This is a genomic window from Enterobacter sp. IF2SW-B1 (assembly GCF_001743375.1).
Classification (GTDB): Bacteria; Pseudomonadota; Gammaproteobacteria; order Enterobacterales; family Enterobacteriaceae; genus Enterobacter; species Enterobacter bugandensis.
Genome location: NZ_MJAA01000010.1, coordinates 104,671 through 124,580, shown reverse-complemented (window position 1 = coordinate 124,580; position 19,910 = coordinate 104,671). Strand labels below are relative to the sequence as shown.

Below are 19,910 nucleotides of genomic sequence, written 5' to 3'. Positions count from 1 at the left end.
TTTCCAGTGAGACCAGAATGATGTTCGACACCCTCTCCAAAGCAGGTAAGTACCTGGGCCAGGCCGCCAAAATGATGATTGGCGTGCCGGATTACGATAACTACGTCGAGCATATGCGCGTCAACCATCCGGACCAGACGCCAATGACCTACGAAGAGTTTTTCCGCGACCGCCAGAACGCCCGCTACGGCGGCAAGGGCGGGGCGAAGTGCTGTTAACCCTCTTTCGGTAAATAGAGGCTGATTTGCTCCTGCTTGCAGCCATAAATTGCCGCCAGCTTTTCGCGGGTGCGCTTTTGCGGACGGGAGTCCAGCGCTTCCAGCTGTGATACGGCGGACTGGCTGATGCCGAGTTTTTCCGCTACTTCCTGCTGGGATAGCCCGCGCAGGATACGCCACGCGGCCTGCAGGCTGACGTTCTCGCTATGCATGATGTCGCACACTTCCCCCGGTAAACCTACGTTATCGTAGATATCTGATTCGTAAGGGATGTCTTCCCAGTCGTTTTCATCATCGTCATCATACTCAAGCATGGCTAAACGCATGCGAAAATATTCATCGTAGGGAATGACAACATACTGTTTTTTTCCTTCTTCATCCTTGATGAACTGAATAGTCATATTCCGTATGCTCCTCATGAAGGTAGGTGGTGGTTGTCCGGCGTTTTACCGCCACTACGTAACAGGTATCACCCGGCGGGTCTCCGAAGGTGTAAATGACCCTGTAATCACCTAATCGCAACCTGTAGTGGTTTTCGGGAGAAGATAATTTCTTGATATCCGCGACAGGTGATGTTTTATCATCCATCTTCTCCAGCCTGAATTTAATGCGGTTCTGATATCGCGTATCGATTTTAGAAAATTGCTTCTCTGCTGTTTTTGACCAGACAATCTTCATCCGTACCTCCACTGTACGCCCACACAAAATATAAGGAAATAATAAGACTATTAGATAAATTCCGAATTTCTTATGGGGTACTGTAGAGCGGAAAAAAAGCGCAGGTAAGAGGCAAAACGCAAACCGTCGAGGCGGCTCGACAAGGCCTCTGCCGGGCGACAGAGGCTTGCAGGAATATTGCGATCAGGCGTTCAAACCGCCGTCCACGTCCAGACCGGTGCCTGAGATCTGCCCGGCTGCCGGGCTGGCGAGGAAGGTAACCGCCGCCGCGACGTCTTCCGGCTGGCCGTAATGGCCCAGGGCAATAAGCTGACGCTGTGAGTCAGCCTGTTCACCGTCCTCCGGGTTCATATCGCTGTTGGTCGGTCCGGGGTGCACCAGGTTAACGGTAATGCCGCGCGGGCCAAGATCGCGGGCCAGACCGCGGGTGAGGGAGTTCAGTGCAGATTTGGTCATTGAGTAGACGGCAATCCCCGGCTGTGCCACGCGGTTCGCCAGACAACTGCCGATGTTGATAATGCGCCCGCCGTCAGACATATGCACCAGCGCTTCCTGAATAGCAATCACCACGCCGCGGATGTTGACGTTGATGAGGGCGTCGATGTCCGCCAGCGTCATGGACTCCAGCGGGCCGCCGCGCGCGATACCGGCGTTATTGACCAGGATGTCCAGCCCGCCGAGAGAGCGTGCCGCATGGGTGACGGCATCCTGAATCGCCTGCGCGCTGGCACTGTCGGCCTGAATGGCCTCGCCGTGCCGTCCCAGCGCCTTAATTTCATCGGCGACCGCCTGGGCTTTATCGGCGGATTTTTCATAGGTGATGACCACATCGGCACCGGCGCGCGCCAGCGACAGGGCAATCGCACGACCCAGCCCGCGGCTGGCGCCGGTAACCAGCGCCTTTTTACCTGTTAAATCGATCTGCATGATGACCTCGTTACGAGAGTGGTGAGAACCATCATTAGGTATAGCCCGTCGGCGCAATTAACGGCGGAAGGATTCTACTTTCTCAAACGCGGCGCGCAGAGCCTCAGGCGTTAACGTCACGGGCAGATAGTGAATCGACTCCACCGGGCGCAGAGTGTGGGCGATGACCTTGTCGAGATCGTCGCGGTTATTGATGTCGACGTCCAGCTCGCGAAGCGTGGTCGGCAGGTTAAAGCGCCGGTATGCCGCCACCAACTGCGCCAGCACGTCGTCCTGGCCGAGCAGGGCGCTCTGCACCAGAATGCCGTAGGCCACCTTGGTGCCGTGCAGGTATTTTTCCGTCTGCGGCAGCACGGTCAAGCCGTTGTGCACCGCGTGCGCCGCCGCCACGCGGGTGTAGCGCTCCCCCAGACCGCCCACCATCCCGCCACCGGCAATAATGGCGTCCACCACGTCCCGAAACGCCTGCGTTAGCTCGCCGCGCTGCTGGTCGGCAAGCGCTTGCTCACTGTGTTCCAGCAGCACGTCGCGGATCGCCAGCGCGCCGTTAAGGCCAAGGCGCACGGTCAGCGGCAGGATTTCCGGCTGTGGGGCGAGAACCGCCGCTTCGTACCACTTCGCCAGCGTATCGCCGATGCCCGCCAGCAAATATTCTGCCGGGGCGTTCAGAATGATCCGCGGCTCCACCAGCACCATAAAGTTAGCGTCGTCAAAAATCTCAAACTGTAGCGCCTGACCGGCATCGTTGTACCAGACGGAGAGCGGCGTCCACGCTGCGCAGGTGGCGGCGATGGTGGGAATGCCCACGAACGGAACGCCTAAGCGGCGCGCCACGGCCTTGACGGTGTCCATCACCGCGCCGCCGCCCACGCCAATCACCACGCTGGCATCGCTGCCGGATTCGTTCACCAGCCGGGTGACGTCGCGCTCGCTGCAGTGGCCTTTAAACAGCAGGTGCTTCGCCCCCGGCGCGTTAAAGCTCTCCGGCAGGAACGGGCGAGCGCCCTCTATTGCGCGCTCGCCGTAAATCCACACCGCGCGGGAAAGCTGATCCGGGGTAAAGAAGTTATTCAGATGCGCAAGGCTTCCGGAATGGGAGAAGTAGTTCGCCGGGCCGGGCACGACGCGGATGTCGGTGTTGCTCATGGTGTTGTCCTTTTTTCGCAAGCGCTAACCCGATGTTATGTCTGGACATCCGGATGGCTAATAATATTTCGCTTTATCTTATGCCTTTTCCGTCGTTGTCAGTCAACCGGAGCTGTGAAAAATTCGATAAATCAGAAGAGTTATGAAGGATTTACGCGGATGGTTTCCAGTCGCCTTGAAATGCGCGGTATCAGCCTGGCCTTTTCCGGCTTTCAGGCGCTGACGCGCGTGGACTTCACGCTGAACGGCGGGTCGGTGCATGCGCTGACTGGCGCCAACGGTGCGGGGAAATCAACGCTGATGGCGGTGCTGTGCGGGACGCACGACCACTATGAAGGCGAAATCAGCATTAACAACCAGCCGGTAAACATTCGCGAGCCGCTGGACGCCAAACGGCTGGGCATCCACCTCGTGCAGCAGGAGGTGGACGTGGCGCTGATCCCGGGGTTAAGCATTGCGGAGAACATCATGCTCGACCAGCTGGCGCAGCCGGGGCATCGCTACCGCTGGCGCACCGTTCGTCAGCAGGCGCGGCAGGCGCTGGCGCAGCTCGACGTTACGCTGGACGTTCGCCGCTCCATCGACGGCTGTTCGCTTGCCGAAAAGCAGCAGATTTTGCTGGCACGCGCTTTGTCCCACCACTGCCGTTTTTTGATTCTTGACGAGCCCACCGCGCCGCTGGACGCGCACGAGAGCGAGCGTCTGTTTGCGGTGGTAAGACGTCTGCAACAGCAGGGCATCGGCGTGGTGTTTATCTCCCACCGCATTCACGAGCTAAAAGCTATCTGCGACACCCTGACGGTGCTGCGCGACGGCAAGCTGATTGAGTCTGGCCCGATGGCCGATCTCAGCGGTGAAGAGATTGTTGAGAAGATGCTCGGCCACGTGCTGAGCGATATCTACCCGCCCGCGCGACCGCCGCACGGCGACGAAACGCTGCTGCGAGTGGAAGGCCTGCACGACGACGCGCTGCTGAAGGATATCTCCCTGCACCTGCGCAAAGGAGAAATCCTCGGTATTGCCGGGCTGGCGGGGGCGGGGAAAACCGAACTCTGTAAGGCGCTGTTTGGCGCCAGCAAAAGCCGCGTGGCGCGCGGTGAGCTGAATCATCAATCCTGGCAGCCGCGCGATCCGGCAGACTCGGTGCTGCGCGGCCTGGCGCTGGTGCCGGAGGAGCGGCGCAAAGAGGGCATTTTTATCGACGAGCCGGTGAGCATGAACCTTGCCGTGTGCGCCGATAACAGCTTCTCGCGCTGGAGCCTGTTTGGCCATCGTCAGGCGTGGCGCTGGGCGGAGGAGGTGATCGCCCGCGTTGGCGTTCGCGCCCGCGGTCCCGGGCAGGTTTTGCGACGTCTGTCCGGCGGAAACCAGCAGAAGGTCGCCATCGGTAAATGGTTGCGTAATGACGCCAGCGTGTTGATTTTCGACGAGCCGACCAAAGGCGTGGACGTGAAGGCCAAAACCGATCTGTTCCAGCTGATTGACGGCCTGGCTCGCGAGGGCAAAGGGGTGATTTACGCCTCCGGCGAGTTTGCCGAGCTGGTGGGACTGTGCGACCGCATCTGCGTGCTGTGGGACGGGCGCATCGTGGCAGAAATCGCCGGGGCCGAGGCCCGTGAAGAGACACTACTTTATTATTCAACCGGAGGAACGGCGTCGTGAGCAAGGCCCTTTCAGTGACCCCGGCGGCGTCTGGCCGTCAGCAACTTTTTGATTTTCTCTATAAATGGGGCATGCTGCTCACCGTCGTCGCGCTGGTGGCCGTCTTTGGCCTGGCGTCGGACAGTTTCCTCGACCCGAACAACATCATCAATATTCTGCGCTCGATTGCCATCGTGACGGTGATTGCCGTTGGCGTGTCGATTTCGTTGACCGTCGGCGGGTTCGATCTCTCCGTGGGCTCCACGGCGTCGCTGGCGAACGCGCTGGTGATTTCGCTTTTCGTCTGGCACGGCTTCGGCACCACCGAGTCGATTGTAATCACTCTCGCGCTCTGCACGCTGGTCGGCCTGTTTAACGCTTTCCTGATCGTCATCCTGCGTATTCCGGACATGCTCGCGACGCTCGCCAGCCTGTTTGTCATCCAGGGCGTGGCAATGACCTACAGCTACGGCGGGTCGATTACCGAGAACATGGTGTTGCCGAGCGGCGACATGGCGGAAGGGACCATTCCGGCGGCGTTCAGCCTGCTGGGGCAGGTGCCGACCATCGTCATCATCATGCTGGCGGTGACCCTTCTGGCGCAGCTGGGGCTGTCGCTGACCACTCACGGACGCCGGATGTACGCCATTGGCGGCAACCCGGAAGCGGCGCGCCTCTCGGGCATTCGCACCACGCGCTACAAGGTGGCGGCCTACGTGATTGCCTCGCTGCTGGCGGGGCTGGGCGGCATTCTGCTGGCCTCCCGCATCGGATCGTCGCAGGTCAATGCGGGTGGCGGCTATCTCATGGATGCGGTGGCCGCGGCGTGGATTGGCTTCTCGCTGGCCGGGTCCGGCAAGCCGAACGCGCTTGGCACGCTGGTGGGGGCGGTGATCCTCGGCGTGCTGTCAAACGGGCTGGTGATGCTCTCCGTGCCGTATTACGCCATGGACATAATAAAAGGGCTGGTGCTCGCGGTAGCGCTGGCGATTACCTACATACAAAAACGCTGACAACACAACGGGATAAAAAATGAAAAAGATTGCGCTCTCTTTGGTCGCACTGGGGTTACTCACTTCTCTGCCGGGATTCGCGGCCACGCCCGCGCCGGTTCCGGCCGCCATTGCGAACCACGACGGACCGATCCGCATCGCGGTGATCCGTAACCTCGGCTCGGACGACAACACCACGCAGTTTGTTGCCGGGGCCATTCAGGAAGGGAAAAAGCTCGGCTTTAAGGTCAGCACCTTTTTGAGCAACGGGGATGACGCCAAATTCCAGGACTTCGTTAACCAGGCCATCAGCCAGAAATATGACGGGATCATCCTGTCGCAGGGCCGCGATCCGTACTCCACCGCGCTGGTGAAGAAGGCGGTGGATGCCGGGATCAAGGTCGCCGTATTTGATACCGCCGTAAACGGCGAGATCCCGGGCGTGACCGTCACTCAGCAGGACGACGCCTCCCTGACGAATCTCTCCTTCGGCCAACTGGCGAAAGATTTCAACGGCAAGGCGAATATCGTCAAGCTGTGGGTGGCGGGCTTCCCGCCGATGGAGCGCCGTCAGGCAGCCTATAAAGAATTGCAAAAGCAGTACCCGGAGATTAAAGAGCTGGAGTCCATCGGCGCGGTCTCTTCTGACGTGCAGGGCGACACCGCCAACAAGGTGGGCGCGATCCTGGCGAAATACCCGAAAGGCAAAATCGACGCCATCTGGGGCACCTGGGACGCCTTCAGCCAGGGCGCGTATAAGGCGCTGAAGGAGAACGGCCGTACCGAGATTAAACTCTACAGCATCGACATCTCCAACCAGGATCTGCAGCTGATGCGCGAGCCGGGCAGCCCGTGGAAGGTGAGCGTGGCGGTGGATCCGAAGCTGATTGGTGCGACTAACGTGCGCCTGATCGCCAACAAGATTGCCGGGGAAGCCACGCCTGCCACCTACGACTTCAAAGCCGCTGCGATCCCGCAGGCGCTGCTGACCGCGCAGCCGGGCGCGGTGAACGTGGCGTCGCTGGGTAAAATCATTCCGGGCTGGGGCCAGACGGAAGATTTTATCGCGCCGTGGTTTGCGACGCTGGAAGCGAAAAATAAATGAGCATCCTCCCCACGCCAGAATACAGCCGCAATATGCGGCTGATCGGCCATAGCGATCAGGGCGGTCGCCCGGACGGCGTGCAGCTGATGGTGCACCGCGGTTTCGCCTATATCGGCCATATGGTGTCGCAGGGCTTTTCGATAGTAGACGTGCGCGACCCGAAAAAACCGAAACCCGCGGGCTATTTTCCTGCGCCGCCGGGTACCTGGAACGTGCACCTCCAGGCGCATGACGACCTGCTGCTGGTGATCAACGCCCGGGATCTGTTTGCCGATGCCCGCTTCGCCGACGAGAAGGTCTACTACACCCGTCAGGTAGGAGAGACCGTCAGCGACGTTCAGGACAGGGGCTGGAGCGCCGGGCTTCGCGTTTTTGATATCTCCACGCCGGACGCGCCGCGCGAAATTGGCTTTCTCTCGCTGAGCGGCATCGGCATACACCGCATCTGGTACGTGGGTGGCCGCTGGGCGTACGTGTCGGCGCTGATCGACGGTTTTACCGACTACATCTTTCTGACGATCGACCTGGCCGACCCGCGTAAGCCTGAGGTGGCAGGGCGCTGGTGGCTGCCGGGCATGAACCAGGCCGAAGGCGAACAGCCGAACTGGCCGGAAGGGAAACGCTACGCGCTGCACCACGCGATTATTGCCGGCGATACGGCGTACGGCAGCTGGCGCGACGGCGGCTTAACGCTGCTTGACGTGAAGGATCGTACCCAGCCTAAGCTTATTAGCCACCGTAACTGGAGTCCGCCGTTTGGCGGTGGGACGCACACCGCGCTGCCGCTGCCGGACCGGGATCTGCTGGTGGTGCTGGACGAAGCGGTGCTCGATAACCAGGAAGACGGCGAGAAGCTGATCTGGCTGTTTGATATCCGCGAGCCGTCGAACCCGGTGAGCATCTCGACCTTCCCGCAGCCGAATGAAATCGACTACGTGGCGAAAGGGGCGCATTTTGGGCCGCACAACCTGCACGAGAACCGGCCGGGGAGCTTTGTCAGCTCAACGCTGATTTTTGCCACCTATCAGAATGCTGGCGTGCGCGCGTATGACATCTCCAATCCGTATCGCCCGGTAGAAACCGGTGCGCTGGTGCCCGCGGCACCGGAGAGGATGATGGACACGCGCCCGAATCGCCCGCAGGTGATCCAGTCCTGTGACGTGTTTGTGGATGCGCAGGGAATTATTTACAGCACGGACTATAACGGCGGGCTGTCGGTGATTGAGTATCTGGGGTGAGTGCGGTTTGATGCCCTCACCCACAGGGAGAGGGAGAAAATCAACTGTACTGCCGCACCCGCGCCACCAGATCTTCCGCGCTGTCGATGCGGTCGGCAATGACAATCAGCGCTTTGCCGAGCGCGATCGCGTGGCGCAGGCATTCGTGGCGCATGGCCTCGTCCTGGATGTTGTCGATATCCGCGACGTGGGAAAGCCCGACGCTGCGGCGAATGAGTTCGGTGCCGCAGAAGCCGATGGCGTCATGCCAGACCTTTTTCAGGAACGCGGAGGCATAGCCTGGCGCGCTGAGCGCGGCGTCGCGTGCTTTCTCGTTTGCCAGCGCCTGGAAGCGTTCCGCAAAGGTGTTCCACAGCTCCTGAATATCGGTCAGGCGCTGCTCGCGCGCGGCGGCGGCATCGCGAATGCCCAGATGCCCCGGCAGGCCGCAGAAGTTGAGCAGCAGGTTGCCGATGGCGGTGCCGACGTCAAAGCCAATCGGCCCGAAATAGCCGAACTCGGCGTCGATGGCCTTCAGGCTGCCGTCGGCCACAAAAATCGAGCCGCTGTGAATATCCCCGTGCAGCAGCGCTTCGGCATGCGAGAAGAAGCGGTGCTTCAGGGAGGCCACGGCAATTTTTAGCGGGGCGTCGTCGCGCAGCGCGGCGACGTCACTTTCCAGCTCGGCCGGGTAGCTGTTGCGTTCGTGGATCTGGTACGGATCGTTGAAGAACAGATCTTCGGTGATCTCGCACATCTCCGGGTTGATGAATTTCGCCACTTGCGCTTTTTTCGCGTGCGGGTGCAGGTAGAAATCGCTGGTGTGGAACAGCGCGTGCGCGAGGTATTCGCCCAGCTGGCGCGCCGCCTGCGGGTAGTAAATGTTGTTGATCAGCTCGCCGCGCCAGATGCGATGGCTGGAGAGATCTTCCATCACCATCACCGCCAGTTCCGGGTCAAAGTGGTGGATTTTCACGGTGTGCTGCGGGCTGTGCTGGTAATGCTCGACCAGGGTTTGCGCCTCGAGGCGGGCGCGATCCAGCGTCAGCGGCCAGGACTCGCCGACGCAGCGCACGTAGGGCAGTGCCTGTTTGACGATGATGCGGCTGACGCCCGCGCTGTCGTAAATTTTAAAAACCAGATTGAGGTTGCCGTCGCCCACTTCCTGCGCCTCTACCAGCGATGACGGATCGTCAAGCCCACCAAACTGCCTGGCATACTCCACGGCGTCCTGAGCGGTAAAGGTACGGTATTGCGACATGGCCTGCTCCTCACGAGTTAACTAATTAAGACATGTAGACGTCTATACATCTGGATTTCATCCTGACACAATGTGCTACAACAACGCAACAGGGAATTAACGACATGCAGACATTACAGACGACCAGCCTGCGGGTGGCGGATAATCAGCTCTTTATTCTCGACCAGCAGGCGCTTCCGCAGGAGAAACGCTGGCTGGATGCCTCAACGGTGGATGCGCTGATTGGGCATATCCACGCTCTGCGCGTGCGTGGCGCGCCGTTGATTGGTCTCTCTGCAAGCCTGCTGCTGGCGCTGCTGGCGGAAAACGGCAAAAGCCGCGATGAGCTGGCGGTGGCGCTGGAAACGCTTCGCGCATCCCGCCCGACGGCGGTAAACCTGATGAACAACCTCGACCGCATGAAGCTTGCGCTGTGGGAAGAGAATTTCGTTCCGGCGCTGGTGGCGGAGGCGCTGCGCCTGATTGACGAAGACAAACGGCTTTGCGACGCGATTGCAAAAGCGGGCAGCGCGCTGGTGAAGCCCGGCAGCCGTCTGCTGACCCACTGCAACACCGGCGGGCTGGCAACCGCGGGCGTCGGTACGGCGCTGGGCGTGATTGCCCGCGCGCATCAGGAAGGCAACGTCAGCAGCGTCTGGGTGGATGAAACCCGTCCGCTGTTGCAGGGCGGCAGGCTGACCGCATGGGAGCTGGGTGAGCTGGGGGTGCCGTATCAGCTGATTACCGACTCCATGGCCGCCAGCCTGATGGCGAAAGGGCAGGTGGACGCCGTGTGGGTGGGGGCCGATCGCATTGCCGCTAACGGTGACGTGGCGAACAAGATCGGCACTTATTCGCTGGCGGTGCTGGCGAAATTCCACGGTATTCCGTTTTACGTCGCCGCCCCACAAACGACGCTCGACCCGACCTGCCCGAACGGGGATGCGATCCCCATCGAGCAGCGCGCCGCCAGCGAGGTGACGGGCGTTGCCGGAAGCTTTGGCGCGGTGCAGTGGGCGCCGGAAGACGCTCAGGTCTATAATCCGGCATTCGACGTCACGCCTGCCTCGCTGATTAGCGGCTGGGTGCTGGATACGGGGGTGGTCACGCCGGATGAGGTGGCGGAAGGGAAATTTGCCTGAGTCCGGCTATCCTTTAAGGGGGTTCCCTGAGAGGACAACATCGTGACGCTCGATCCTGAAACAGACTTAAAACTGGAGCGCGTGGTGGACGCACCGCGCGACCTGCTCTGGCTCTGCTGGACCACGCCCGAGCACATCAAAAACTTCTTCATTCCTGCTCCTCATAAGGTGACCGAATGTGACCTCGACCTGCGCGTGGGCGGGCGGTTCAACACCGTGTTTGAGGTGGACGGGCAGCGGATGGATAACCGGGGTGTCTTCCTGGAAATCGATCCGGGGAAAAAGCTGGTGTTTACCGACGGCTATACCGAAGGCTGGAAACCGGCCGAGAAGCCGTTTATGACGGCAATTTTGTTGCTGGAAGACGTCGGGGAGGGGAAAACCCGCTATACGGCGATTGCGCGCCATCCGACGAAGGAAATCCGCGAGCAGCATGAACAGATGGGCTTCCACGAAGGGTGGGGGATAGTGCTGGATCAGCTGGTGGAGTATGTGAAAGGGCTTAACGCTTAGTGCGCGCTGGTGCCCTCACCCCGACCCTCTCCCTGTGGGAGAGGGAGAAAAGATCAGGCCAGGCGTGGATACGCATCCGCGATCGCATCGCCCGTAAACTGGGCAACCCAGCCTTCCGGATTGTCGAAAATACGAATGGCCGTAAAGTTCGGCTCTGAGCCCATATCAAACCAGTGCGGCGTGCCCGCCGGCACGGAAATCAGGTCGTTTTTCTCGCACAGTACCTGGTACACCTCATCGCCAATGTGCAGGCAGAACAGCCCGGCACCTTCCACGAAAAAACGCACTTCGTCTTCGCCGTGGGTGTGCTCGTTGAGAAACTTCGCGCGCAGCGCCTCTTTCTGCGGATTGTCGGCGCGCAGGCTGATGACATCCCAGCTCTGATAGCCTTTCTCTGCCACCAGCTTGTCGATCGCGTGTTGATACGCTTCGATCACGGCTTCGGGGGCAGGATCCTGCCCTAAATCACGGTCTGCCGCCCAGCGCTCAAAGCGCACGCCCTTAGCGTTCAGCTGTTGAGCGATTTCGGCGGCGTCGGTGCTGTGCCACTGGTGCTGGCTGGCGCCTTTATCGGAATAAATGGTCAATGCGCTCATGAAGGGATCTGCTCCGGATTAATCTCGTCAAACTGGTGGATTTGATGGTGATGGCTCGCGCCGTCATCTTCACCGCGAATCAGTTGCAGGGTGCGAAAACCCGCCTGTTCAGCCGCGTCCAGCTCCTGGTGAATATCCGACAGGAACAGGATCTGCGACGGGGCGATGCCCGTGTGCGCCGCTATGTTCTTGTAAGACTGCACCTCGCGCTTGGCGCCGATGTGGGTATCAAAATAGCCGCTGAACAGATGAGTAATATCACCTTCGTCGCTGTAGCCAAATAACAGTTTCTGCGCAGCAACGGAGCCAGAGGAATAAACATAGAGATCAATCCCTTGCGCCTTCCATTTTTCCAGCGCGGGCAGAACGTCAGGGTAGAGATGGCCGGTAAAGTCACCGTTGATGTAGCCCTCCTGCCAGATGATGCCTTGCAGGGCTTTGAGCGCCGTCGATTTGCGGTCTTCATCCATAAAGCTAAACAGCACGTTGATGAGATCGCCGACGCCGGCATGCGGATCGCTGATTTCATCGCGCAGGTTGTCCAGAATCGATTTGACCGGCTCGGCGTACTGCTGGGCGGTCACGAAGGCCGCCAGCCGCTCACGCGCGTAGGGGAACAAAACATCATGGACAAAACGAATATCGCTGGTGGTTCCTTCAATATCCGTCACAATCGCGCGAATCATACTCTCTCCAGTTGTCGTAAACGCATTTCGCATTCAAATAAGAATTCTAAACCTTCCAGATGACGGCGGGCTTCGGCCACGTCGCGTCCCCAGCAGGTTAAGCCATGGCCGCGCAGAAGAAAACCATAATTAAGCGGACGCTCCTGGGCGTAATGGGCGATGCGCGAGGCGAGGGCGTCGATGTCCTGGTCGTTATCAAACACCGGGATGGCGACGGTATCCAGATGGGTAGTCTGCCCGGTAAGCGATTTCTGCATCTCGAAACCGCTGATATTCAGTTCGGCTTCTTTGACCAGACGCGACAGCACCGTGGCGTTAACGGTATGAACGTGCAGGACAGCGTTAGCCTCCGGGAACAGGCGATAGATAAGGGTGTGTAGCCCGGTCTCCGCCGACGGTTTTCGACCGGACGGCGCCCGGTTGGTGGCGATCTCAACCTGTAGAAAATCGTCGGTGGTCAGGCTGCCTTTGTCCTTGCCGGATTCGCTGAGCCAGCAGAGGTGCTCGTCCTGACGCACCGACATATTACCGCCGGTGGCGGGTGCCCAGCCTTTGGCGCCTATCCAGCGGCAGGCGTCGACCAGGTGTGTGAGCAGCAGGTTGTCTGTCATTTCCTTTTACCCCTCGGCCAGGAATATTGATATGGTTTAGACGTCTAAGCGTCTTGATTGCCAAAGACTAACATCGTGTTATAGTGGCAGCAACATAAGTATTACAAGCAGGCACGACAACATGAGCAATAACGCATTGATCCCGCAGAGTAAACTTCCTAATCTCGGTACCACCATCTTTACGCAGATGAGCGCCCTGGCGCAGCAGCACAATGCCATTAACCTCTCGCAGGGGTTCCCCGATTTTGACGGTCCGAAATATTTGCAGGAACGTCTGGCGCACCACGTGGCGCAGGGGGCGAATCAGTATGCGCCGATGACCGGCGTGCAGGCGCTGCGGGAAGCAATTGCCGACAAAACGGCGGCGCTGTATGGCTATCACCCCGATGCGAACAGCGATATCACGGTGACGGCAGGGGCGACCGAAGCGCTGTACGCGGCCATCACCGCGCTGGTGCGCGCGGGGGATGAAGTCATCTGCTTTGACCCAAGCTACGACAGCTATGCGCCTGCGGTTGAACTCTCCGGTGGCGTGGTGAAGCGTGTGGCGCTCCAGCCGCCGCATTTCCGCCCGGACTGGCAGGCGTTCGCCGCGCTGCTGAGTGTTAAAACGCGCCTAGTGATCCTGAATACCCCGCACAACCCGTCGGCGACGGTGTGGCAAAAGGCCGATTTTGCCGCGCTGTGGCAAGCTATCGCCGAGCGGGAAATTTACGTCCTGAGCGATGAAGTCTACGAGCACATCTGCTTTACGGAGGAAGGGCACGCCAGCGTGCTGGCCCATCCGCAGCTTCGCGAGCGCGCGGTAGCGGTGTCGTCATTTGGCAAGACCTACCATATGACCGGCTGGAAGGTAGGGTACTGCGTGGCCCCGGCGGCCATCAGCGCGGAGCTGCGCAAGGTGCACCAGTACCTGACCTTTGCGGTCAATACGCCCGCCCAGCTGGCGCTGGCGGACATGCTGCGCAGCGAACCGCAGCACTATCGCGAGCTGCCGGATTTTTACCGCGCGCGTCGGGATATGTTTGTAAATGCGCTGAGCAAAAGCCGCCTGGAAATTCTGCCCTGCGAAGGAACCTACTTCCTGCTGGCGGACTACAGCGCGATTTCCGATCTGGACGACGTCAGCTTTTGCCGGTGGCTGACGGAGGAGGTGGGCGTGGCGGCTATTCCGCTGTCGGTGTTCTGCGCCGATCCCTTCCCGCATAAGCTGATCCGCCTGTGCTTTGCGAAACAGGAATCGACGCTGCTGGCGGCGGCGGAGCGTCTGGCGACGCTCTGACTATTTCACCGTCCAGGCTTCGGAATAGCGACGGTCTGCAAACAGCTCCAGCAGGCCGTTGATCTGCTTCAGGCGCAGCACCTCGTCGCTGTCCATCCCCAGTTCCTTACCAATTTTCTCATCGTTCCAGCCAAGCTGGGCCAGCTCCCGGACGATGTCGGACATGGCGTTGATCTGGTGGCGTCCCCGCGCACGGTTGTGGCGGATGGTGGCGGCCATCCGGTCAAGCTTTTGCTGGCGATCTTTGCGCAGGCAGGTGACGGGCAAATAGCCCCGAAGCTGGCGCTTCAGCGCGGCCCTGCTTTTACCGATTTCGTGACGATGGAAGCCGTCGACAATTTCGTAATGCGCCGGCTCGCTTTCCGTCACCACGATGGGCTGCGTAAACCCGTCGAGTTCGAGCGATTGACTCAGCAGACGCTTTTCCGGCGGCGCCACGTTATTCGGGTTGTAGTCGTTGGCAACGATAGCGTCCTGCTTTATCCACAGCACGCAGTCGACGGGCTGGTCGCTGAACGGGCTGAGATGATGCATGGCCTGGCGAAAAGCATTGATGGCATCTATACGTTGCTCGTCGGTGAGCGTCTGCAAATAGGTTTCCAGTTCGGTAATCAGTCGTTGCTGCATAAGATCCCCCACTCATTGCGTTTTGATTTCATCCGTTCGCTATAGCGCTGATAGTGCTTTGGTTTGTTCGGGCTAAAGGAGAGGGCCCGACACCAGTAATCGTTGTTGAGCAGAACCTTGCATATTCGCCGCCAGGACGGGATATCCTTTGAGCCGATGTCACCCTCCTGCGTATCGGGAAGATCGGACATCCCGCGCTTCTGATACCAGTGCAGGTACACCGCGACTTTATTGCGATAATGTTCAGCCGTCTGTTGCGGCATGCTGTCGAGGAGCAGCATGGCGTACTCTTGCCAGCTGAGGTGGTCGGGCTTGAGGATCTTTCTGTGACCGTAGAAGTGGTTGTCGTGCCCCGCGTAAATTCCGCCGCTGCGCACACCGCTGACGCGTGCGCACATGGCGGCCCAGCGTTCAGGTTCAACGACATGATACAGCCATAAGCCCTGTCGCTGCTCCGGGCCAAAGGGTTCACAGATGCGCATGTAGCGCGGCGGCACGCCGGCCTGGTACATCAGATTGTAGAGGGGGTTATAGGCGCAGCCCGTTTTGGCAAACCAGGTCCAGATGTCGGCGGTTTTCCAGTCGTAGAGAGGATAGATATACCAGGCATGACCGCCGGGCGCGACGGTCGTCCAGGGTTTGTCGTCGGAAAAGCGCTGCTTGCGCGCGCAGGCGATTGCCAGGAAGCGGTTATAGGATTCGTCGGCGCGGATGCCCACCATCACTGCGGCGGGGCGCCTTCGCGCATACCATTCGGCAAAGTCCCTGACGAAGGCCTCGAAGGTCATCCCCTGCTGATAAAAATCAAAATAAAACGTACTGGTGATGGCATCAGGCGGAGGTTGTCTGACCCAGCTTATGCCGGGTTCCCAGCACTGCCATTCCGGTTGGTACTGAGAGAGGGCATTTTGCGTGGTGATCGGCAGCGCCACCCACCAGAACTGATTGATGACGTCACGATATTGGGTCCTCATGTTCTCAATATGCTCAATGGTGCAGGAGAACTGTGCTTCCCAGTCCAGAAAAAGGACATCTATTTTTCTGTTCAGCTGCCGCGCCCGTTGCGCAGCAAGATGAAGCATCACCGTTGAATCTTTTCCGCCAGAAAATGAGACGCACACGCGGGTAAAATTTTGCAGCGTCCAGTTTATGCGTTCTGAAGCAGCCTCCAGAACGTTTTCCTGAAGAGGGTATTTATAGATAGACATGATGAGTCGCATCCTGCGTATGGAATACCGTTAATGCTATTAAACTGCCATCATGTTATTATATGTTTTCATTCTCAACTAATTATTTTACGCCTTCACTCTATTCTTGCTGGAAATACCTTCGCGATGACGCGTCCATTCTATTGAGCCAACTTATGCAATTTTTCAATAAAGCTGGCGAATACACTGCTGTTTAACGACGCGCGGTTGTAGACCATATAGATTTGCGCTTCGGGCAATTTGAAGGGCGCAGCTACGGACTTTAATTTTAAAGCGTGTTTATAGGTTTCAAAAATGGAAAGAGGAATATAGCCGACTAAATCAGACATGCTGATCATAGAGAGGAGCGAACTGAGAGAGTCCGAACGGAACGCGATGTTTCTCTCCGGGAACGCTTCGTTGGCTCGAACCTGATACTCCTTCACGCCCGTATTCGTGCTTTGATACATCGTGAATTTCTCATTGTATAACTGCTCGACGGAGACTTCTGTACCTATTCTCGGATGGTCTTCGCGGCAGATCATCACGGTGGGAATGGTGGTGAAATGCGAGCAGACAACGGACCGGTTATTCACGGGCGCAACGGTAAAAATGAGATCGGCTTTACGGTAGGCCAGTAAATCCTCTGCTGACTCCGCAGAGACAAGCATATCGCGTTGTTCTACCTCACAATTCTCCTGAGACATTAACAGTTGAATGGGGTCGAGAAGATAGCCTGGCGTCACCATCTGAGAACAATAAATGACAAAATTTTTCTTGATGTCGGTGTGGTGCATCAGGTTGATGGTCTGCTCAATCTGATTGAGGTTTTGCTCAAGATGCAGGTGCAGGTTAGTCCCGACGGTCGTGGGGGTGATCCCCTTGCCAGAACGGATAAACAGCGGATCGTTAAGCTGGCCACGCAGGCGTTGCAAAGACTGACTGACGGCTGAAGGGGTGATGTAAAGCGTTTCTGCGGCCTTGCTGATGCTAAGATGTTGATAGATACACTCAAAAATGACCAGTAAATTAAGGTCGAATTTTTTAAGGTCATAAAGATTTGCCATGTGTCATCCTGTTTGCCGTGAGTCTGTTGTTAACATATTGATGATAACTATAGATTAAAGTTAACCATTTACAATCCTTGTGGTTAACTAACTTAAAGTGTTATTTAAGTTATCTTAATATATCACGCCATCGGATTATTGAAATAGAATTACATGTGAGATTAAGATAATTTTATCTTTGAATGGGCTGGGTTCAATTTAATAAATGTTGACATTTATATATTGCCGTAAATTGATTACGTAAAGTTAATTTACGAGCGTAATGTATTTCTCTCAGTCAAAACCTATCACAGCCATAGGCAGGAACGCGCTTTTGATGGATTGCTCTCGATCGGTGCTGGTGGTGTAATCAACCTGCTGTTACGACCTTGATACAAGGTATGTAGAGCGCAACGCAACGCCAGCCTCGGCTGGCACTGAATGTACCTGCGGGGAATTCAGGTATCAGGGCCGCCCGTTGAGGCGGCCTTTATACTTTCTGGGGTACCGCAGCAGGTTCACCTTGCTGTCTTGTTGAAGTTGTAAGGTTTGGCTGATTGATTTGATAAAGCATACGCATTAGCCCCGATGAGCAAAGTTGGTTACCTTAGCTCTCAACGAAAACACGGAGGAAGTACAGATGTCTTTGATTAACACTAAAATTAAACCTTTCAAAAACCAGGCGTTCAAAAACGGTGAGTTCATTGAAGTAACCGAGAAAGATACCGAAGGTCGCTGGAGCGTCTTCTTCTTCTATCCGGCTGACTTCACCTTCGTTTGCCCGACCGAACTGGGCGACGTGGCTGACCATTACGACGAACTGCAGAAGCTGGGCGTAGACGTTTACTCTGTCTCTACCGATACCCACTTCACCCACAAAGCGTGGCACAGCAGCTCTGAAACCATCGCGAAAATCAAATACGCGATGATCGGCGACCCGACTGGCGCCCTGACCCGTAACTTCGACAACATGCGTGAAGATGAAGGCCTGGCCGACCGTGCAACCTTCGTGGTTGACCCGCAGGGCATTATCCAGGCTATCGAAGTTACCGCTGAAGGTATCGGCCGTGATGCTTCTGACCTGCTGCGTAAAGTGAAAGCGGCTCAGTACGTGGCTTCTCACCCAGGTGAAGTGTGCCCGGCTAAATGGAAAGAAGGCGAAGCGACCCTGGCTCCATCCCTGGACCTGGTCGGTAAAATCTAAGTTTTCACCATCCGGCAATCAATGGGCGCCCCCGCGCCCATTTCATTCCAGCACCATGATGCAAGTTGCATTCAGGCCGCCCGCAAAGGCAGCTTGCATGATGACGTCTTAAGAGAGGGAAGAACTATGCTCGACACCAATATGAAAACCCAGCTCAAGGCCTACCTTGAGAAACTGACTAAACCCGTTGAGCTGATTGCCACGCTGGACGACAGCGCGAAATCGGCAGAAATCAAAGAGCTGCTGGCGGAGATCGCTGAACTGTCTCCGAAAGTGACCTTCAAAGAAGACAATTCGCTTGCGGTTCGTAAACCCTCTTTCCTGATTACTAACCCGGGCTCGGACAAGGGACCGCGTTTTGCCGGCTCTCCGCTGGGGCATGAATTTACCTCACTGGTGCTGGCGCTGCTGTGGACCGGCGGTCATCCGTCAAAAGAAGCGCAGGCGCTGCTGGAGCAGATCCGCGATATCGACGGTGATTTTGAGTTTGAAACCTATTACTCGCTCTCCTGCCACAACTGTCCGGACGTGGTGCAGGCGCTGAACCTGATGTCGGTTCTGAACCCGCGCATCAAACACACGGCCATTGACGGCGGTACCTTCCAGAATGAAATCACCGAACGCAACGTGATGGGCGTTCCGGCGGTGTATCTGAACGGTCAGGAGTTCGGCCAGGGCCGCATGACGCTGACGGAAATCGTCGCGAAAGTGGATACCGGCGCGGAAAAACGCGCGGCGGAAGAGCTGAACAAACGCGATGCGTACGATGTGCTGATTGTCGGTTCTGGCCCTGCGGGCGCGGCGGCAGCGGTTTACTCTGCACGTAAAGGTATTCGTACCGGTCTTATGGGCGAACGCTTTGGCGGACAGGTGCTGGATACCGTGGATATTGAAAACTACATTTCCGTACCAAAAACCGAAGGTCAGAAGCTGGCCGGTGCGCTGAAGGCTCATGTCAGCGATTACGAGGTAGATGTAATCGACAGCCAGAGCGCCAGCAAGCTGATCCCGGCGGCGGTGGAAGGGGGCTTACACCAGATTGAAACCGCCTCTGGCGCGGTGCTGAAAGCTCGCAGCGTGATCGTTGCCACCGGGGCAAAATGGCGCAACATGAATGTTCCGGGCGAAGATCAATACCGTACCAAAGGCGTGACCTATTGCCCGCACTGTGACGGCCCGCTGTTTAAAGGCAAACGGGTGGCGGTGATCGGCGGCGGTAACTCCGGCGTGGAAGCGGCTATCGACCTGGCGGGGATTGTTGAACACGTGACGCTGCTGGAGTTCGCGCCTGAGATGAAGGCCGACCAGGTGCTGCAGGATAAAGTTCGCAGCCTGAAAAACGTCGACATCGTGCTGAACGCGCAGACCACGGAAGTGAAGGGCGACGGTAGCAAAGTGACCGGTCTGGAGTACCGTGACCGTGTAAGCGGCGACGTTCATAGCGTTCAGCTTTCGGGGATCTTCGTACAGATTGGTCTGCTGCCGAACACCACCTGGCTTGAAGGCGCGATTGAGCGCAACCGCATGGGCGAGATTATCATCGATGCGAAATGTGAAACCAGCGTGAAGGGCGTATTTGCCGCGGGCGACTGCACCACCGTGCCGTACAAGCAGATCATCATCGCGACTGGCGAAGGTGCAAAAGCGTCCCTGAGCGCGTTTGACTACCTGATCCGCACCAAAACCGCATAATAAAAGAAAGTAAGACATACCTGCAGTAGCCACCTCTTTATGAGGTGGCTTTTTTTTAGATTTTTTTATCCTCAATTATCCTCGTTATTAACCCCTTCATGCGTTAATTACCTGCTTCGATCAAAGAAAATAATAAGCCTGCTGATAATATCTTGTCGTT

21 protein-coding genes are annotated in these 19,910 nt (G+C 57.6%); 10 read left to right on the top strand and 11 right to left on the bottom strand.

Annotated elements, in window-relative coordinates:
• Positions 1-20 precede the first annotated feature (20 nt).
• Positions 21-218, top strand: a complete 198-nt coding sequence (locus tag A6013_RS19455) for a YbdD/YjiX family protein (protein WP_069733625.1) — start codon at positions 21-23, stop codon at positions 216-218.
• Here the strand turns inward: A6013_RS19455 and A6013_RS19450 are convergent.
• The 4 genes from A6013_RS19450 to A6013_RS19435 form a co-directional block, all read right to left on the bottom strand.
• The gene (locus tag A6013_RS19450) at positions 215-619 is read right to left on the bottom strand and encodes a helix-turn-helix transcriptional regulator (protein ID WP_069733600.1); all 405 of its coding nucleotides are present in this window, start codon (positions 617-619) and stop codon (positions 215-217) included. The genes A6013_RS19455 and A6013_RS19450 overlap by 4 nt on opposite strands.
• Entirely contained in the window at positions 594-896 is a 303-nt protein-coding gene (locus A6013_RS19445; protein ID WP_017899060.1) for a type II toxin-antitoxin system RelE/ParE family toxin, read from the bottom strand. Before A6013_RS19445 ends, A6013_RS19450 begins: the two co-directional genes overlap by 26 nt.
• A gap of 183 nt (positions 897-1,079) precedes the next feature.
• The gene (locus A6013_RS19440) at positions 1,080-1,823 is read right to left on the bottom strand and encodes an SDR family NAD(P)-dependent oxidoreductase (RefSeq protein WP_028012303.1); all 744 of its coding nucleotides are present in this window, start codon (positions 1,821-1,823) and stop codon (positions 1,080-1,082) included.
• Positions 1,824-1,880: 57 nt separating this feature from the next.
• Positions 1,881-2,969, bottom strand: a complete 1,089-nt coding sequence (locus A6013_RS19435; protein ID WP_069733599.1) for an oxidoreductase — start codon at positions 2,967-2,969, stop codon at positions 1,881-1,883.
• 159 nt (positions 2,970-3,128) lie between these two features.
• On the opposite strand from A6013_RS19435, the gene A6013_RS19430 reads away from it, so the two are divergent.
• From A6013_RS19430 to A6013_RS19415, 4 genes are read left to right on the top strand one after another with little or no spacing between them, the layout of a single operon-like run.
• Positions 3,129-4,631 carry a sugar ABC transporter ATP-binding protein gene (locus A6013_RS19430; RefSeq protein ID WP_069733598.1) on the top strand — a complete coding sequence of 501 codons (1,503 nt, stop codon included), beginning with the start codon at positions 3,129-3,131 and terminating at the stop codon, positions 4,629-4,631.
• Positions 4,628-5,623 carry an ABC transporter permease gene (locus tag A6013_RS19425; protein WP_069733597.1) on the top strand — a complete coding sequence of 332 codons (996 nt, stop codon included), beginning with the start codon at positions 4,628-4,630 and terminating at the stop codon, positions 5,621-5,623. Before A6013_RS19430 ends, A6013_RS19425 begins: the two co-directional genes overlap by 4 nt.
• Before the next feature lie 19 nt (positions 5,624-5,642).
• Positions 5,643-6,707, top strand: coding sequence for a sugar ABC transporter substrate-binding protein (locus tag A6013_RS19420; RefSeq protein WP_045261033.1), 1,065 nt, complete (start codon positions 5,643-5,645; stop codon positions 6,705-6,707).
• Positions 6,704-7,945 (top strand): LVIVD repeat-containing protein, encoded by a 1,242-nt coding sequence (locus tag A6013_RS19415; RefSeq protein ID WP_069733596.1) that lies wholly within the window; start codon positions 6,704-6,706, stop codon positions 7,943-7,945. The genes A6013_RS19420 and A6013_RS19415 overlap by 4 nt, the downstream gene beginning before the upstream one ends.
• Before the next feature lie 40 nt (positions 7,946-7,985).
• Here the strand turns inward: A6013_RS19415 and mtnK are convergent, their stop codons facing one another.
• Positions 7,986-9,185, bottom strand: coding sequence for an S-methyl-5-thioribose kinase (gene mtnK / locus A6013_RS19410; protein ID WP_069733595.1), 1,200 nt, complete (start codon positions 9,183-9,185; stop codon positions 7,986-7,988).
• Between the two features lie 104 nt (positions 9,186-9,289).
• On the opposite strand from mtnK, the gene mtnA reads away from it, so the two are divergent.
• Positions 9,290-10,306: an S-methyl-5-thioribose-1-phosphate isomerase gene (mtnA, locus tag A6013_RS19405; RefSeq protein WP_069733594.1), complete on the top strand. Its 1,017-nt coding sequence runs from the start codon at positions 9,290-9,292 to the stop codon at positions 10,304-10,306.
• Between the two features lie 42 nt (positions 10,307-10,348).
• Complete coding sequence (locus A6013_RS19400) at positions 10,349-10,819, top strand: SRPBCC family protein (protein WP_041910935.1); 471 nt, start codon at positions 10,349-10,351, stop codon at positions 10,817-10,819.
• A gap of 53 nt (positions 10,820-10,872) precedes the next feature.
• Here the strand turns inward: A6013_RS19400 and A6013_RS19395 are convergent, their stop codons facing one another.
• Genes A6013_RS19395 through A6013_RS19385 form a run of 3 tightly spaced genes read right to left on the bottom strand, consistent with a single transcriptional unit; the run spans position 10,873 to position 12,712 of the window.
• Positions 10,873-11,415 carry an acireductone dioxygenase gene (locus A6013_RS19395; RefSeq protein WP_069733593.1) on the bottom strand — a complete coding sequence of 181 codons (543 nt, stop codon included), beginning with the start codon at positions 11,413-11,415 and terminating at the stop codon, positions 10,873-10,875.
• Positions 11,412-12,101, bottom strand: coding sequence for an acireductone synthase (gene mtnC / locus A6013_RS19390; protein WP_047367714.1), 690 nt, complete (start codon positions 12,099-12,101; stop codon positions 11,412-11,414). Before mtnC ends, A6013_RS19395 begins: the two co-directional genes overlap by 4 nt.
• Complete coding sequence (locus A6013_RS19385; protein ID WP_048961266.1) at positions 12,098-12,712, bottom strand: methylthioribulose 1-phosphate dehydratase; 615 nt, start codon at positions 12,710-12,712, stop codon at positions 12,098-12,100. Before A6013_RS19385 ends, mtnC begins: the two co-directional genes overlap by 4 nt.
• Positions 12,713-12,833: 121 nt before the next feature.
• Between A6013_RS19385 and A6013_RS19380 the strand changes: the two genes are divergently transcribed.
• Positions 12,834-13,994, top strand: coding sequence for a pyridoxal phosphate-dependent aminotransferase (locus A6013_RS19380; RefSeq protein ID WP_069733592.1), 1,161 nt, complete (start codon positions 12,834-12,836; stop codon positions 13,992-13,994).
• Here the strand turns inward: A6013_RS19380 and A6013_RS19375 are convergent, their stop codons facing one another.
• From A6013_RS19375 to A6013_RS19365, 3 genes are all read right to left on the bottom strand, one after another.
• Positions 13,995-14,621 carry a ParB/RepB/Spo0J family partition protein gene (locus A6013_RS19375; protein WP_028012316.1) on the bottom strand — a complete coding sequence of 209 codons (627 nt, stop codon included), beginning with the start codon at positions 14,619-14,621 and terminating at the stop codon, positions 13,995-13,997.
• On the bottom strand, positions 14,606-15,829 hold the full coding sequence (locus A6013_RS19370; RefSeq protein ID WP_069733591.1) for a phosphoadenosine phosphosulfate reductase: 1,224 nt from the start codon (positions 15,827-15,829) through the stop codon (positions 14,606-14,608). Before A6013_RS19370 ends, A6013_RS19375 begins: the two co-directional genes overlap by 16 nt.
• A 140-nt stretch (positions 15,830-15,969) precedes the next feature.
• Complete coding sequence (locus A6013_RS19365; protein ID WP_048961264.1) at positions 15,970-16,875, bottom strand: LysR substrate-binding domain-containing protein; 906 nt, start codon at positions 16,873-16,875, stop codon at positions 15,970-15,972.
• A 619-nt stretch (positions 16,876-17,494) separates the two neighbouring features.
• Here A6013_RS19365 and ahpC point away from each other — a divergent pair.
• A complete protein-coding gene (gene ahpC, locus A6013_RS19360; RefSeq protein ID WP_008501015.1) occupies positions 17,495-18,058 on the top strand; it encodes an alkyl hydroperoxide reductase subunit C in 564 nt (187 codons plus the stop codon).
• 126 nt (positions 18,059-18,184) lie between these two features.
• Positions 18,185-19,750, top strand: a complete 1,566-nt coding sequence (gene ahpF / locus A6013_RS19355; protein ID WP_069733590.1) for an alkyl hydroperoxide reductase subunit F — start codon at positions 18,185-18,187, stop codon at positions 19,748-19,750.
• Positions 19,751-19,910: the final 160 nt, after the last annotated feature.

Bases quoted from the DNA above. Each gene is read 5' to 3' on its own strand.
- A6013_RS19455 (WP_069733625.1), top strand. From the start codon at position 21: ATGTTCGACACCCTCTCCAAAGCAGGTAAGTACCTGGGCCAGGCCGCC.
- A6013_RS19450 (WP_069733600.1), bottom strand. From the start codon at position 619: ATGACTATTCAGTTCATCAAGGATGAAGAAGGAAAAAAACAGTATGTT.
- A6013_RS19445 (WP_017899060.1), bottom strand. From the start codon at position 896: ATGAAGATTGTCTGGTCAAAAACAGCAGAGAAGCAATTTTCTAAAATC.
- A6013_RS19440 (WP_028012303.1), bottom strand. From the start codon at position 1,823: ATGCAGATCGATTTAACAGGTAAAAAGGCGCTGGTTACCGGCGCCAGC.
- A6013_RS19435 (WP_069733599.1), bottom strand. From the start codon at position 2,969: ATGAGCAACACCGACATCCGCGTCGTGCCCGGCCCGGCGAACTACTTC.
- A6013_RS19430 (WP_069733598.1), top strand. From the start codon at position 3,129: ATGGTTTCCAGTCGCCTTGAAATGCGCGGTATCAGCCTGGCCTTTTCC.
- A6013_RS19420 (WP_045261033.1), top strand. From the start codon at position 5,643: ATGAAAAAGATTGCGCTCTCTTTGGTCGCACTGGGGTTACTCACTTCT.
- A6013_RS19415 (WP_069733596.1), top strand. From the start codon at position 6,704: ATGAGCATCCTCCCCACGCCAGAATACAGCCGCAATATGCGGCTGATC.
- mtnK (WP_069733595.1), bottom strand. From the start codon at position 9,185: ATGTCGCAATACCGTACCTTTACCGCTCAGGACGCCGTGGAGTATGCC.
- mtnA (WP_069733594.1), top strand. From the start codon at position 9,290: ATGCAGACATTACAGACGACCAGCCTGCGGGTGGCGGATAATCAGCTC.
- A6013_RS19395 (WP_069733593.1), bottom strand. From the start codon at position 11,415: ATGAGCGCATTGACCATTTATTCCGATAAAGGCGCCAGCCAGCACCAG.
- mtnC (WP_047367714.1), bottom strand. From the start codon at position 12,101: ATGATTCGCGCGATTGTGACGGATATTGAAGGAACCACCAGCGATATT.
- A6013_RS19385 (WP_048961266.1), bottom strand. From the start codon at position 12,712: ATGACAGACAACCTGCTGCTCACACACCTGGTCGACGCCTGCCGCTGG.
- A6013_RS19380 (WP_069733592.1), top strand. From the start codon at position 12,834: ATGAGCAATAACGCATTGATCCCGCAGAGTAAACTTCCTAATCTCGGT.
- A6013_RS19375 (WP_028012316.1), bottom strand. From the start codon at position 14,621: ATGCAGCAACGACTGATTACCGAACTGGAAACCTATTTGCAGACGCTC.
- A6013_RS19370 (WP_069733591.1), bottom strand. From the start codon at position 15,829: ATGTCTATCTATAAATACCCTCTTCAGGAAAACGTTCTGGAGGCTGCT.
- A6013_RS19365 (WP_048961264.1), bottom strand. From the start codon at position 16,875: ATGGCAAATCTTTATGACCTTAAAAAATTCGACCTTAATTTACTGGTC.
- ahpC (WP_008501015.1), top strand. From the start codon at position 17,495: ATGTCTTTGATTAACACTAAAATTAAACCTTTCAAAAACCAGGCGTTC.
- ahpF (WP_069733590.1), top strand. From the start codon at position 18,185: ATGCTCGACACCAATATGAAAACCCAGCTCAAGGCCTACCTTGAGAAA.